The sequence below is a fragment of the Streptomyces mobaraensis genome (assembly GCF_020099395.1).
Classification (GTDB): domain Bacteria; phylum Actinomycetota; class Actinomycetes; order Streptomycetales; family Streptomycetaceae; genus Streptomyces.
The window spans coordinates 4,816,812-4,830,636 of sequence record NZ_CP083590.1 but is presented as its reverse complement, the minus strand read 5'-3'; the positions used below and the strand labels follow the sequence as shown (position 1 = coordinate 4,830,636).

Here is a 13,825-nt window from a genome sequence, read left to right as displayed (position 1 = left end):
CCCGTGCCGGCTCCGTCATCTCCCCCGTCCCCCTCCGCCCCTTCTTCTCTCTCCTCCGGAGCGTGTTCATGCCCACGACCTTCCCTCCCGGCTTCGTCTGGGGCGCCGCGACCGCCGCGTACCAGGTGGAGGGCGCGGTCCACGAGGACGGCCGCACCCCTTCCATCTGGGACACCTTCAGCCACACGCCCGGCAAGGTGCTGAACGGCGACACCGGCGACACGGCCACCGACCACTACCACCGGTACGCCGAGGACGTCCGCCTGATGGCCCGCCTCGGCCTGGGCGCCTACCGCTTCTCCGTCTCCTGGCCCCGCGTCCAGCCCACCGGCAGCGGGCCCGCCTCACCCAAGGGCCTCGACTTCTACCGCCGGCTCGCCGACGAGCTCCTCGCCCACGGCATCAAGCCCGTCCTGACCCTCTACCACTGGGACCTGCCGCAGGAGCTGGAGACGGCGGGCGGCTGGCCGGCCCGCGAGACCGCCTACCGCTTCGCCGACTACGCCGAGCTCGTCGCACGGGCGCTGGGCGACCGGGTCGAGTGCTGGGCCACCCTCAACGAGCCCTGGTGCAGCGCCTTCCTGGGCTACGCCTCGGGGGTACACGCCCCCGGGCGCACCGACGACGCCGCGGCCCTGCGCGCCGCGCACCACCTCAACCTCGCCCATGGGCTGGGCGCCCAGGCACTGCGCGCCACCCTGCCGCGCCGGGCGCGCGTCGCGGTCGTCCTCAACCCCAACGCCGTCCGGGCCCGCACCACGTCACCCGCCGACCTGGACGCTCAGCGGCGTATCGACGCGCTCTCCACCCGTATCTTCACCGGGCCCATGCTCCACGGCGCGTACCCCGCCGACCTGATCGACGACACGGCCAAGATCACGGACTGGTCGTTCGTCCGCGACGGCGACACCTCCGTCATCAAGCACCCCCTGGACTGGCTGGGCATCAACTACTACACGCCGTCCGTTGTATCAGCCGCCACTGACAACCGCCCCTCACCTGCGCGTTCGCCCTATCCCGGGGCCCAGGGCGTCGCCTTCCACCAGCCTCCGGGACCCCGGACGGCCATGGACTGGACCGTCGATCCGAGCGGCCTGTACGACCTCCTCCTGCGCTTCACCCGCGAAGCCCCCGGCCTCCCCCTCGCCGTCTCCGAGAACGGCGCCGCCTACGACGACAAGCCGGACGGCCGGGGGGCCGTGCACGATCCCGACCGCATCGCCTATCTGCGCGGGCACTTCGACGCGGTGCTGCGGGCGTTGGGGGACGGGGCGGACGTGTGGGGGTTCTTCGTGTGGTCGCTGCTCGACAACTTCGAGTGGGCGTACGGGTACAGCAAGCGGTTTGGGATCGTGTACGTCGATTACGCGACGTTGTCGCGGACGGTGAAGGGGAGTGGGGAGTGGTATCGGGGGGTGATTCGGGGCGGGCGGGTGGGGTGAGTCGCCCCCGTCCCGCCCTTTCGCCGTTTCCTGGGGCTGCGCCCCAGACCCCCTTGTCCTCAAACGCCGGACGGGCTGATTCAGCCCGTCCGGCGTTTGAGGACAGCGCCCGCAGGGCGCTTCAGGGGTGCGGGGCCCTCCCCCGCAAGAAACGGTGAAAGGGCGGGGCTGGGGCACCCTCACCGGAAAACCGACGGCGGAGGCTCCGGCGACGGCTTCGCGTGCGCATCGCGGACCGCCGCCGCCCCGCCGGCGAAGGCGGCGAGATCAGTACCGGCCTCCACCCGCCCCTGCGCCGCATCCGTCGCGCAACGCCGCCCCAACTCCCCCAATGGCAAAGCCACATCCGACGCCACAAGAATCGCGTTACCAAACCGTCGCCCCCGCAACACCGCCGGCTCCGCCACCAAACACACCTCGGGAAACACCGTCCCCACGGTCGCGATCTGCGACTTGACGAAGCCGAGGGAAGGCGGACCGTCCGCCAAGTTCGCCGCGTACAGACCACCCGGCCGCAGCACCCGCCGCACATCGGCCGTGAACTCGACGCTGGTCAGATGCGCTGGCGTCCGCGCCCCGGCGAACACATCCGCGATGATCAGATCCGCCCACCCGTCGGCCACCTTGGCGAGCACCTCGCGCGCGTCACCGGAGCGCACCCGGATCCGCCAGGAGGGATCGAGCGGCAGCTCGCGCCGGACGAAGGCGACCAGCGGCGCGTCGATCTCGACGACCTGCTGGGTGGAGCGCGGCCGGGTCGCGGCGACGTAGCGGGCCAGGGTGAAGGCGCCGCCGCCGAGGTGGAGGGCCTGGACCGGGCGCCCGGGCGGCGCGGCGAGGTCGGCGACGTGGCCGAGCCGCCGCTGGTAGGAGAACTCCAGGCGGGCCGGGTCGTCCGGGTCCACATGGGACTGCGGCGCGCCGTCGATCAGCAGGGTCCTGGCCCGCGGACGGTCGGGGTCCGGTTCGAGCTCCGCGAGGCCGCCCGCCACCTGCTCGGTGACGGGCTCCGCGGCGCGCCCGCGCCCCGCCCGCCGTCCGCTCCGGCCCGTGTCCCCGGCCGCCCGCCTGCCTTTAGCCATCCGTCAAGTATCGCCCGGTTCGTCCGGGCACCCGTACGGGACGGCCGGCCGACGGGTCAGCGGCAGCGGTCGACGGCCTCGATGGTGCGGGCCGCCTCCCCGAGCGCCGCCCGCAGCACGGCCGGGTCGGTGGCCTCGGCGAGCGCCGCCTCGGGGGCCACCAGCCAGCCGCTGCCCGTGACGGGCGGCTCGTGGCGGCCGGTGCGCGCCCCGCGCCCGTACGCCTGGGTGCAGGCGCTGCCGGGGACGTCCCAGGCCGCCGCGGTGCCGGCCGGGACGAGGAATCCGAGGGTGTGGCACTCGCCGTCGTGCAGGACGGGCCCGACCCCGTCGCGGAGGCGGAGGATGTCCACCGCCTCCAGGCCCTGCCGGGCGGGCACCGTGACCAGGTCGCAGGGGACGCCCTCACCCTGCGCCCGGGCCGGGCGCGCGGCCTGGCCGTGTCCGGGGCGCGCCTGGTGAAGGGCCGCCGTCCGCGAGCCGCCGATGTTCACTCCGGCTTCCGCCAAGGGGAACGCCTCCTCCGCACGTTTCGCTGAACCCGTCGCCGCCGTCCCGCGCCCGCCCGCCGGGGCCGCGGCACGGACGGCAGGCACCTGCTCGTACTGTTCAACTCCCTTGAGCCGTCAACGGCTACGGCGCCGTGCCGCCGTAAAGGATGGCAGTTCATGGCGGATCGCGAGTGGGATATCCGTTTTGTAGCCAAAGCGGACGTACGGGATTCCCGGCAGCCGGTACGGTCATCACGCCGTACGGCAGCACCACCGTCCGCCCCGGTCGCCGGAGGGGCGGCACTCGCCAGGAGAGGGTCCGGCCATGGCGTCGCCCCACGCGTCCCCGTCACCTCGCGCACCCCGCCCGAACACCGTCTTCCGCGCGTTGCGCGGACCGCGGTCACCTGCGGAATTCGCGGCGGCGGTGCGGCGTGCGGCCCGGGAGATCGGGGAACAGGTCTCGTGTGACGCGCGGTACATCGGGCGCGTCGAATCCGGCGAGATCCGCTGCCCCAACTACGCCTACGAGCGGGTGTTCCGCCATATGTTCCCCGGTCGTGAGCCGGTGGACATGGGCTTCCTCCCCCGCGAGACCGTACGCGGACGGGGGGCGCGAAACAAGGGCGGTGCGCCGCCCGCTCACATCGAAAGCCCCGCCGACGACGGTGACGCGACGGGTCCCGGCGCACCGGGCCTCCGGGACGCCGGCGCCCCCGGCACCGGCGGTACCAGTGACGAGGAGAGCGACGTGTTGCGTCGCGCGTTCATGACCCATGGCACGGCCGCGGTGGCCGTCGTCTCCCTGAGCGCCGCCGCGGGCGCCCGCCCCCGGCGCCACGCCGGCGAGGCGGAGGCCCTGGCGGTGGAGGAGGCCGTCCGCCGCATCCGGCTGCTCGACGACCGGCACGGCGCCGACGGCCTCTACCGGCGCGCCACCCGGCCGCTGCGGGCGGCGTACGACCTGCTGGACGCGGAGGCCCGGCGGCAGTCGGTGGCCGACCGGCTGCACACCGGCGCCGGTGAACTGGCGATCTCCGTCGGGTGGTTGGCGCACGACTCCGGCCGGTTCGCCGACGCCCGATCGCACTACGCGGAGGCGCTGGCCACCGCGCGGGTCGCCGGGGACGCGGCGCTGGAGGCGCACGCGTTCTGCAACACCGCGTTCCTGGCCCGGGACGCCGGCCGTCCGCGGGAGGCCGTCCGCGCCGCCCAGGCCGCGCAGCACGTGGGCCGGCGGCTGGGCTCGGCCCGGCTGATGTCGCTGCTGGCGCTGCGCGAGGCCGGGGGCTGGGCCCGGCTGGGCGACCGGGCGGCCTGCGCGGGCGCCCTGCTGCGGGCCCGGTCCCTCTTCGGGCAAGGGGCGTGCGAGGCGGATCCCGAGTGGATGACGTTCTTCGGCGAGGCCGAGCTGGAGGGGCTGGAGGCGCAGTGCTGGTCCGCGCTGGGCGACCGGTCCCGCGCGGCGGAGCACGGCGAGCGGGCCGTGGCGCTGGCCGACCCCCACTTCGCCCGCAATATCGCCCTCTATACGGCGCAGCTCGCGGACGACCTGGCGCACTCCGGCTCCCCGGACGCGGCGGCGGCGGCCGGGGAGCGCGTCCTGGACCTGCTCGGCCAGGTCCGGTCCGCCCGCATCCGCGGGATGCTCGACGGCACGTCCCGGACGCTGCGCCGGTTCACGGAGGACCCGGCGGTGGAGTCGTTCCTGGCGCGGCGCGCGGCCTGAGGCACCCTGAGGCGGACCTGACCGGCCCGGCGCGGCTCGGGTGGACCTGACGGCCGGCCCGCGGCAGCCCGAGGCGGCCCCGACAGTCGGCCTGGCTCAGCCCCTGCGGCCCCGCCGGCCGGCCCGGTTCAGCCCAGGTGCCCGGTGTCGTTCCAGCGCTCGATCGCCGGCTCGCCGTAGGCCCAGCCGAGGATCGACAGCGACGTCGGCTCCAGCCGGATGCGCGCCGCGAAGGACGCCTCGAAGCCGAGCCAGCGGGCGGCGATGACGCGCAGGATGTGGCCGTGGGCGAAGACGAGCACGTCCCGGTCGGCGGCGGAGCGCGCCCAGCGGACGACCTCGTCGGCGCGGGCCGCGACCTGGTCGAGGGTCTCGCCGCCGGGGACGCCGTCGCGCCAGATCAGCCAGCCGGGCCGCTGGGCCTTGATCTCGGCGGGGGTCATGCCCTCGTAGGCGCCGTAGTCGAACTCCATCAAGGCGTCCCACGCGGTGGCGCGCTCGCCGAAGCCGGCGAGGTCGCAGGTTTCACTCGCCCGGAGCAACGGACTGGTACGGACCTCGACGCCGGGCAGGCCGTCCCAGGGGGCGCGGTGCAGGCGCTCGCCGAGGAGCTTCGCCCCGCGCCGTCCCTCGTCGAGGAGGGGGATGTCCGTGCGGCCGGTGTGTCTTCCGGACAGCGACCACTCGGTCTGTCCGTGCCGGGCCAGCAGGATGCGCGGTGCCATGGAGCGGGCTCCCTCGGGATCTCGGTGACTTCCCCCACAAAATGGCGGGAGCTGCCACAAAAGTGATGTGCGGTACGGATGCCTTAGACCCGTCGGAACTATCATCACTCACTTGCGCCACAGGCAACCCGAGGCCATATTCGATCGTCTTCCTCCTCATGCGCCGCACCCAGGAACCGAACACCGGATGACCCCGGTGTTTCCGTGGCCCGACGGGGCGGTGTGCGGCGGATGCGGCGTACGCCGTACGGTTGCATGCGCGCTTGTTGGCCGCCTGAACACATGGAGAGCGTCCGGATGTACCGCACCGCACCACTCGGGAAGCGGCCGCGCTGGTGGACCGAACTGCCACTGATCGCCGTCGTCTACGCGCTGTACTCGGCGGGCCGCCTGCTGGTCCGCGGCGATGTGCAGTCGGCGGTCGATCACGGTGTGTCGATACTCGATATCGAGAAGCAGTTTCGAATAAATTTCGAACACCCCCTCAACCGCCTGTTCACGGACCACGCCATCCTCGGCGTGCCCGCGGACTTCGTGTACGCCTCGCTGCACTACGTGGTCACCCCGGCCATCCTGGTGTGGGTCTTCCGGCGCCACTCCGAGCACTACCGCAGCGGCCGGACCTGGCTGATGCTCTCCACCCTCATCGGCCTGGTGGGCTTCACCCTGCTGCCCACCTGCCCGCCCCGCCTCCTCCCGGACGGCTACGGCTTCATCGACACCATGCACCAGTACTCGTCGTACGGATGGTGGGGCGGTGACGCCAGCGCCCCGCGCGGTCTCGGCGGGCTCACCAACCAGTACGCGGCCATGCCGAGCCTGCACGTGGGCTGGGCGCTGTGGTGCGGCGTCATGCTGTGGCGCCACGGGCGCGGCACCTGGGCGAAGGTCCTCGGCGTCGCCTACCCCCTGACCATCACCCTCGTGGTCATGGGCACGGCCAACCACTACTTCCTGGACGCCGTCGCCGGTGCCGCCGTCATGGGCGTCGGCCTGCTGCTGACCCGCCCCGCGCTGCGCCTCGGCGAGCGGCTCCGCGCCCGGGCGCCCCGCGCCCTGCCCTCGCTCGACCCGGCCGGACCTGCGGGAATGCCCGAGAGCCCGGCGATTGTCAGTGCCGGGTGCGAGACTTCGGCTCGTACTGCGCACCCGCGCACGACCGCGTCCGGCATGCCCGCCGGCGGCGGCCGGGCGGGTGCGCCGGAGAGACAGCGCGAGGCGGACGGCAGTGAGCACATCCCTTCGATCCCTTCGGACATCCCCCGGCAGTCCCGCGGCGGAGCCGGCGGCAGCCGGCCCGACGGCGCTCCGGCTGCGGCTCGCTGAGCTGCGCGGGCCGGACGTCCCGCCGCGCCCGCTGGACGCCCGCGCCCTGGCGGCCCTCGCCGCCAACCCCGGCTGCCGCCGCCGCGCCCTGCTCGACGGCGCCGGGGTCGACAAGGCGGCCCTCGCGCGGGCGCTCGGCACACCCGCCGCGTTCGGGCAGTCGCAGTTCGCCATAGCGCGCGGCAATGCCTTCGAGGCCCGGGTGAAGGCCGACGGCGGTACGGAGCTCGTCCGGCTGCTGCACGCCGCGCTGCCCGCCGGAGAGGCGCCGGAGCCCCCGGACGCCGTGGACGCGCCCGACCTCTCCGCCGCCGGCCCCGAGGGCCGCACGGCCCGCACCGCCCTGGCCCTGCGGGAGGCCACCGCCGCCGGCCGGTGGGCGCTCCTCGACCACCCCATGCTGGCGCTCACCGTGGCCGGCACCCCCGCCTACCTGGAGCCGGACGCCGTCGTCGTGCACCCGGACGGCACCTGGACGGTGGTCGAGATCAAGTCCTTCGCCATGATCGACGGCGCGGCCGACGCCGCCAAGGCCGGGGCCGCCGCCCGGCAGGCCGCGGTGTACGCGCTCGCCCTGGAGACGGTGGCCGAGCGGCTTCCCGGGCCGGCCCCCGAGAACGGCCGGGTACGCCACGAAGCGCTGCTGGTCTGCCCCAAGGACTTCTCCAACCTGCCGGCCGCCGCCCTCCTCGACCTCCGCAAGCAGCGCGCCACCACCCACCGCCAGCTCGGCCGGCTCACCCGGGTCGAGGAGATCGCCGCCGCCCTCCCGCCCGGCACCTCCTTCGCCCCGGACCGGCCGGCGGCGGAGCTGACGGCCGCCGTCGAGGCGGTCGACGCCGCGTACGCGCCGGACTGCCTCGCCGCCTGCGAGCTGGCGTTCCACTGCCGCGACCGGGCGCGCGCCGAGGGCGACGTCCGGCACCTGGGGCGGAACGTGCGCTCCGGGCTCGGCGGGCTGACCACGGTCGAGGAGGTCCTCGCGGCGGCCGGGGGCGAGTCGGGCCCGTGCCACGGGTCCGAGGACGATCCCGCCGTCGCCGCCCTCCGCCGCGCCGCCGCCCTGCGCGCCGAGGCCCTGGCCGCCGCCGGGCAGCCGGAAGGACCCGAAGGGACGGCCGGATGTCGCTGATCACCTCCCTCGCCCGCCTGGAGGCGCTGCACGCCGGCCGCGCCCGCCCCCTGGCCACCGTCCGCCACCGGCACCTGTCGGACCGCCCGCTCGTGCTCGTCCCGCTCACCACCGCCGGTGAGACGGGCGCGCCCCTCGGCGCCCTCGTCGGCACCGACCGCGACGCGCCCCACCTGCTGACGGTCCCTCAGCCGCGCGACCGCGCCCTGCGGTTCGCCTTCCTGGCCGAGCTCGCCGAGGCCGTCCTGCCCTACGTCGAGGGGTACGCGGACGACACTGTCACCGAGGAGCGCAAGGAGACCGACCCGGCGACCGGCCGCCGGACGACCGTCGAGGCCGAGCTGTGCGCCGACGCCCCGCAGTTGCTGGTCCCCGGCCCGGCCGCGGCCGAGTACGTCCGGCTGCTCGGCCGGTCCATGCGCTTCCGGCGCACCGCCGAGGAGGACCCGGCGGCCGACTGGCCGGCGCCGCCCCGCGTCCCGCTGCTCGGCCGCTGGCTCACCCACTACGGGGAGCGGGCCCGCCTCCCCGGCAGTGCCCTCCTGCTCCCGATGACCGAGTCGCTCTCCCGGCACTGGGCCACCGGCCAGAGCCACTTGGAGGACCAGCACCTGGGCGCGCTGCTCGCCTGGATCGACCCGCCCGAGGGAAGCACCGGCCCGGAGGCGGCCCGCCGCGCCGAGCTGGCGCGCGACGCCGACGGCCTGCTGCTCCACCCGCCCGCCGGCCCGGCCACCGACCCCGCCTTCGACAACAAGCTGCTGGCCCCCGCCATCGCCCGCTACGACCGGGCCCGGACGGCGGTCCTGGAGACCGGCCGGGGCCACGCCGGGCTGCGGGCCGCCGACACGGTGATCCGCACGCTGCTCCTCTCACAGCTGCGGCCCACCTGGGACGCCGTCTGGCACGGCGTCGACCTGCTGCGCGCCCTCCCCGAGGGCGCCTCGGTCGCCGAGCGCTGGAAGCGCGACCGCTGGTCGTACACCGGGCACCGGGACCGGCTGCGGGCCGGCGAGCCGCCGCAGCCGCGCCGGGACGACGCGGTCACCGCCGCGCGGAAGCTCGCCGCGCGGGAGACCGCGCGGGCCCGGCTGGACGCCCAGGAGGCGCTGGACGATCCGCTGGTCATGGCCGGGCGGCGGCTGGCCGGCGAGGCGTTCGCCGGGGAGGTCACCGAGGTGGTCATGGCCCTCTCGGAGGCGAAGGTGCCGCGCCCGCGGCCGCTGGTCACCGTCCGTACGGACGACGCGCCGCTGCTGGAGGAGGGCGCGCGGGTGCACCGGGTGCTGGCCGACGGCCGGTCGCAGCCCGCCGAGTTCGTGGCCGCCGGCCCGGCCGGGCTGACGGTCCGGCTGACCGGTGGCATGGGCCGCGGCAAGGTCCCCGACGAGGGGACGGTGCCCGCGCCCGGTGACCGGGTCTGCTGGACGCTGTTCGAGCACGCGCCCAGGGGCGGCCCCGAGCTGCCCGAGCCCGAGCGCACGCCCTGGACCCACGGCGGTCCGCCCGGCACGGCGGCGGAGGAGCCCGATCCGGTGACCACGGAGGACCTGCTATGACCCAGGAGCCTGCCGTGACCCAGAAAGCGATCCCGGCCCCCGCCGGGCCAGTGCGGGAGCCCCATGCCTTCGACCCGTCCGCGGCCGCCGCCGCGGCCACGCGAGCCATCCTGCGCGACACGCTGGACGGCCGGCACCGCGGCGTCGTCGTCGACTCGCCGCCCGGCGCCGGCAAGTCCACGCTGGTCGTCCGCGCCGCCCTGGAACTGGCCCGGGCGGGCCGGCCGCTGATGGTCGTCGCGCAGACCAACGCCCAGGTGGACGACCTGGTGCTGCGGCTGGCCGAGGAGGACGCCGACCTGCCGGTCGGCCGGCTGCACAGCAGCGACCCGCGGCCGTACGACCCGGCGCTGGACGGGCTCGACCAGGTCGTCACGTCGACGAAGGCCGCGGACCTCGCCGGTCTCGACGTGGTCGTCTCCACCGCCGCGAAGTGGGCGCACACCAAGGTGACCGAGCCCTGGGGCCAGGCGATCGTCGACGAGGCGTACCAGATGCGCTCGGACGCGCTGCTGGCCGTGGCCGGCCTGTTCGACCGGGCCCTGTTCGTCGGCGACCCGGGCCAGCTCGACCCGTTCAGCGTGGTGGGCGCCGAGGGGACGGCGCAGTGGGCCGGCCTGTCGTACGACCCGTCGGTGAGCGCGGTCAGCACGCTCCTCGCCCACAACCCCGGGCTGCCGCAGCACCGGCTCCCGGTGTCCTGGCGGCTGCCGGCGTCCGCCGCGCGCCTGGTGTCGGACGCGTTCTACCCGTACACCCGCTTCCGCAGCGGCACGGACCACGGCGACCGGCTGATGTCCTTCGGCGTCCGGCAGGACGGGTCGGCGGTGGACCGGGTGCTGGACGAGGCCGCCGCGTCCGGCTGGGGGCTGCTGGAGCTGCCCGAGCGGCACGTGCCGCGCACGGACCCGGAGGCCGTCGAGGCGGTGGCCCTGGTGGTACGCCGGATGCTCGACCGCGGCGCGGCCTTGACCAGCGAGCGCGCCCCCGGTCCCGTCCCGCTCACCGCGGCCCGGATCGCGGTGGGCACCGCCCACCGGGACCAGGCGGCGGCCGTCCGCGCGGCGCTGGGGGAGCACGGGGTGACCGGCGTGACGGTGGACACGGCCAACCGGCTCCAGGGCCGCGAGTTCGACGTCACCGTCGTCCTGCACCCCCTCTCGGGCCGCCCCGACGCCACCGCCTTCCACCTGGAGACCGGCCGCCTCTGCGTCCTGGCCTCACGCCACCGGCACGCCTGCGTCGTGGTGTGCCGCGCGGGCGTGGACCGCCTGCTGGACGAGCACCCGTCGACGGAGCCGGTGCGGCTGGGGGTGGCGGTGAAGTTCCCGGACGGGTGGGAGGCGAATTTCGCGGTGCTCACGCATCTGAACGAACACCGGGTCCGGTGGAAACCCTGACCGCCGCCCCGGCACCCGCCCGCCGGACGGCGTCCGGCACGCCGCCGGAGGCGGTCGAAGATCACAGCCCTGATGGGTGGGAGGCGAATTTCGCGGTCCTGACGCATCTGAGCGAGCACCGGGTCCGCTGGAAACCCTGACCGCCGCCCCCGGCACCCGCCCGCCGGGGGCGGCCGATGACCGCGGCCCGGGACCGCCGGCCCGGGACCGCCGCACCCGCTGCGACAGCGGGCCCCCTTGCGCGCGGCGCGACAATGGATGGCGGCGCAGACGATCCTGGAGGTATGTACATGTGCGAGTGCGAGCCGAAACAGGCTCCCGGTCCGGGCGGTGGCGCGGCTCCCCGCCGCAGGCCCGCGCCGCTGCTCTTCGAGCCGCCTGAGGCCGTCTCGGAGGCCGAGCACTTCTTCGACCTCGAGTCGATCGAGGACCCGCGCGAACTGTTGGCCCGCTCGACGGAGCTGGCCCTGGCCTTCCGCGCGGCGGCCGACCGCGCGATCGAGTTCCAGGCCGTGGCGGCGGCCCAGCTCGCCGACCCCCGGCGGTTCGACCGGCTGCCCACCGCCGTGATCGCGGAGCGCGCCGAGTGGAGCGAGGACTACGCCAAGAAGATGGTGGAGTTCGGCCGTGAGCTGCTGCGCAGCGGCAGAACGGCCGACTGAGCCCGCTCCGGCGGCCCCTCGCCGCGCACCCGGCCCATGACCCGTCTCATGGGCCGTTGGCATATGCGGCGCACAACCTAGCGCACCCCGTCCCGCGCTGTCCCGATTTCAGGGAACTGCCGCCACCCGCCCCCGGCCGCGAGCCGACCATGAGGGCATGGACTCCAGCCCACGCGTTCCGCACCCCGCCCGCCTCCCGCAGCCGGCCGCCGTCTGGGAGCCGGTCCGTCCCGCCGGTGCCGAGTGGCTCGCCTCGGCCAGTCCGCTCCCCCGCAGCGTGCTGGCCCTGTGGGCGGCCGACCCGCGGACCCCGCTGCTGCTGCCGTGCGGGCGGGCCTTCGACGTGATCGGCGTCCCGTCCCTGTTCGGCCGCCGGATGCTGGACCGGCTGTGGTCGGACGGGCCCGGTTCCGGGCCGGTCGCCGCCCAGCAGGGCCGGCTGCTGCTGTTCGCGGCGCCCGGCACGGCCCAGCGGCTGCCGGCGCTGCTGCGCTGGGAGGAGTGGGCCCGGGCCGTCCCGCCGCTGCTGTGCCTGGGCACGGGCGACGCGGTGACGGTCCCCCCGCCGTACCCGCCGGACGGGACGGAACCGGTGCCGCCGGCCTCGCGCTGGGTGGTCGCCCCGGAGGTCCGGCACCCGTGGCTGCCGGGGCCCGACGTCCTGCTCTGGTCCTGCGTCCGTACCGCCCGCGCCGGTCTCAAACATACGGATTTTCTTTCCACCGGATCAGGGTGCTAGAGTCTTCTCTGTCAGCAGGCGCCGCTAGCTCAGTTGGTTAGAGCAGCTGACTCTTAATCAGCGGGTCCGGGGTTCGAGTCCCTGGCGGCGCACAGACAGAGGAAGCCCCTCCACTTCGGTGGAGGGGCTTTTTCGTGCCTTGCCGGGAGTCCCTTGGAACGTCACTCCCGGCTGACCCGGACCGTCCACGCCCCGTCCGCCGCCCGCCCGCGTACCGCCACCCGGATCCCGCCCTCCGGGACGGTCAGGGACTCCCCGACCCCGAGCGGGGCGTCGGCCAGCGGCGGGTAGACGGCCTCCCCCGGGCAGGCCAGGGTGCCGGGATGGCCGTCCACCACCTGCACGGGACCGCCGCCGGACGGCGTCTCGCTGTCCACCCGGTAGACCAGCACGCCCTCGGTGCAGGTGGCGGCGTCGTTGCCGGTCGCGGTCCGGGCCTCGACCACGACGGCGCTGCTGACCCCGGTCCTGGCCACCACCAGCCGGGTCCGGGTGTCCCCCGGCCGCATCGGGGCCTCCAGCGGCTGGACGGTGTGCACGGCGCCGCCGCGGCCGAGGACGCAGTCCACCTGCCGGGCGTCGAGCCAGCCCAGCTTCCACTTGTGCCAGCCGAAGGGGTCGGCGGCCAGCCCGAACTGGCTGCCCATGAGGTCCCAGTCGCCGACGTGGGTGTCCCAGTCGCCCTTGCCCTCGGAGGGCCGGTGATAGAGGTCGGGCAGGTCCAGGACGTGCCCCGTCTCGTGGGCGAGGACGTTCCGGTCGGGCGGGTGGTGCTCGAAGACGGTGACGACCCGGCGCAGCTCGGCGCCGTCGACCTCCAGCGGCCGCTCCAGGTTGACGACCTTGGTGGCGTCGGAGTCCACCCCGGGCGCGTCCGGGTCGGCGACCAGGTAGACCAGCCCGTAGCGGCCGAAGTCCACGGCGCCGCGCGCGGCCGTGATGGCGTCCCTCAGATAGGTGGTGCGCAGCTCGCCGTCCCAGTCACGCTGTATCCGGTACGCGGTGGAGGGCCGGGGCATCCGGAACCACCGGTCCACGGGGTGGGCGCGGACGGAGAACCGGCCGTACGAGGCCCGTTCGAAGAACCGGGAGGTGCCGGGGAAGTGGTCCGCCATGAGCTGGGCGGGGGTGGCGACCGGCCGGGAGTCCGGGAAGGAGAGGAAGACCATGACGGCGTCCAGCCGGCCGAGGGCGCGCGGGTAGGACGGGTTCCGGGTGTCCAGCCCCTCGGAGTGGTGGGCGTCGCTGCGGGGCAGCGCGCAGGGGCCGCCCGGCCCGACGGCCCGGGCGGGGGCCGCCACCAGGGTCGCCGCGATGGCGCACAGGCAGGTCAGCACCGCCCACAGCCGGCGCAGCCCGGACCGCTCCACCCCCCTGGGTGTCTGCGGACGCACCACGTCGACCTCCCGGGACGGAATCGGGACACCTCTCCCACCCTCAGGCGGTTTGTAGGGTTATGCCCTGTTCCGGTCCCCCGGTCGAGTGACTGGGCCGACTTCTGGGTACATCACACTCAGTCACGGACGGTCAATCGAGAT

The 13,825-nt window shown here is 75.2% G+C and carries 12 protein-coding genes and 1 tRNA gene; 9 read left to right on the top strand and 4 right to left on the bottom strand.

What is annotated here, in order from left to right:
• The first annotated feature begins 68 nt into the window (after nucleotides 1-68).
• Nucleotides 69-1,442, top strand: a complete 1,374-nt coding sequence (locus tag K7I03_RS21105) for a GH1 family beta-glucosidase (protein WP_185946066.1) — start codon at nucleotides 69-71, stop codon at nucleotides 1,440-1,442.
• 179 nt (nucleotides 1,443-1,621) lie between these two features.
• Here K7I03_RS21105 and K7I03_RS21100 read toward each other — a convergent pair whose 3' ends face one another.
• Nucleotides 1,622-2,524 carry a spermidine synthase gene (locus K7I03_RS21100; protein WP_185944292.1) on the bottom strand — a complete coding sequence of 301 codons (903 nt, stop codon included), beginning with the start codon at nucleotides 2,522-2,524 and terminating at the stop codon, nucleotides 1,622-1,624.
• 56 nt (nucleotides 2,525-2,580) lie between these two features.
• Nucleotides 2,581-3,033 carry a hypothetical protein gene (locus tag K7I03_RS21095; protein WP_185944291.1) on the bottom strand — a complete coding sequence of 151 codons (453 nt, stop codon included), beginning with the start codon at nucleotides 3,031-3,033 and terminating at the stop codon, nucleotides 2,581-2,583.
• A 307-nt stretch (nucleotides 3,034-3,340) separates the two neighbouring features.
• On the opposite strand from K7I03_RS21095, the gene K7I03_RS21090 reads away from it, so the two are divergent.
• Nucleotides 3,341-4,744, top strand: a complete 1,404-nt coding sequence (locus tag K7I03_RS21090; protein ID WP_185944290.1) for an ATP-binding protein — start codon at nucleotides 3,341-3,343, stop codon at nucleotides 4,742-4,744.
• A 128-nt stretch (nucleotides 4,745-4,872) separates the two neighbouring features.
• On the opposite strand, the gene K7I03_RS21085 is transcribed toward K7I03_RS21090, so the two are convergent.
• A complete protein-coding gene (locus tag K7I03_RS21085; RefSeq protein ID WP_185944289.1) occupies nucleotides 4,873-5,469 on the bottom strand; it encodes a histidine phosphatase family protein in 597 nt (198 codons plus the stop codon).
• 297 nt (nucleotides 5,470-5,766) lie between these two features.
• On the opposite strand from K7I03_RS21085, the gene K7I03_RS21080 reads away from it, so the two are divergent.
• The 7 genes from K7I03_RS21080 (at nucleotide 5,767) to K7I03_RS21050 (ending at nucleotide 12,379) form a co-directional block, all read left to right on the top strand.
• On the top strand, nucleotides 5,767-6,795 hold the full coding sequence (locus tag K7I03_RS21080) for a phosphatase PAP2 family protein (RefSeq protein WP_224347137.1): 1,029 nt from the start codon (nucleotides 5,767-5,769) through the stop codon (nucleotides 6,793-6,795).
• The gene (locus K7I03_RS21075; RefSeq protein ID WP_398857636.1) at nucleotides 6,698-7,927 is read left to right on the top strand and encodes a hypothetical protein; all 1,230 of its coding nucleotides are present in this window, start codon (nucleotides 6,698-6,700) and stop codon (nucleotides 7,925-7,927) included. Before K7I03_RS21080 ends, K7I03_RS21075 begins: the two co-directional genes overlap by 98 nt.
• Entirely contained in the window at nucleotides 7,918-9,486 is a 1,569-nt protein-coding gene (locus tag K7I03_RS21070; RefSeq protein ID WP_185944287.1) for a hypothetical protein, read from the top strand. The genes K7I03_RS21075 and K7I03_RS21070 overlap by 10 nt, the downstream gene beginning before the upstream one ends.
• Nucleotides 9,487-9,500: 14 nt before the next feature.
• The gene (locus K7I03_RS21065) at nucleotides 9,501-10,886 is read left to right on the top strand and encodes an AAA domain-containing protein (protein WP_185944286.1); all 1,386 of its coding nucleotides are present in this window, start codon (nucleotides 9,501-9,503) and stop codon (nucleotides 10,884-10,886) included.
• A gap of 284 nt (nucleotides 10,887-11,170) precedes the next feature.
• The gene (locus K7I03_RS21060) at nucleotides 11,171-11,548 is read left to right on the top strand and encodes a hypothetical protein (protein ID WP_004948925.1); all 378 of its coding nucleotides are present in this window, start codon (nucleotides 11,171-11,173) and stop codon (nucleotides 11,546-11,548) included.
• 157 nt (nucleotides 11,549-11,705) lie between these two features.
• Entirely contained in the window at nucleotides 11,706-12,287 is a 582-nt protein-coding gene (locus K7I03_RS21055) for a bifunctional DNA primase/polymerase (protein ID WP_185944285.1), read from the top strand.
• A gap of 18 nt (nucleotides 12,288-12,305) precedes the next feature.
• A tRNA-Lys gene (locus K7I03_RS21050) sits at nucleotides 12,306-12,379 on the top strand.
• Nucleotides 12,380-12,448: 69 nt separating this feature from the next.
• Here K7I03_RS21050 and K7I03_RS21045 read toward each other — a convergent pair.
• Nucleotides 12,449-13,684 (bottom strand): M6 family metalloprotease domain-containing protein, encoded by a 1,236-nt coding sequence (locus K7I03_RS21045; protein ID WP_185944284.1) that lies wholly within the window; start codon nucleotides 13,682-13,684, stop codon nucleotides 12,449-12,451.
• Between the last annotated feature and the right edge of the window lie 141 nt (nucleotides 13,685-13,825).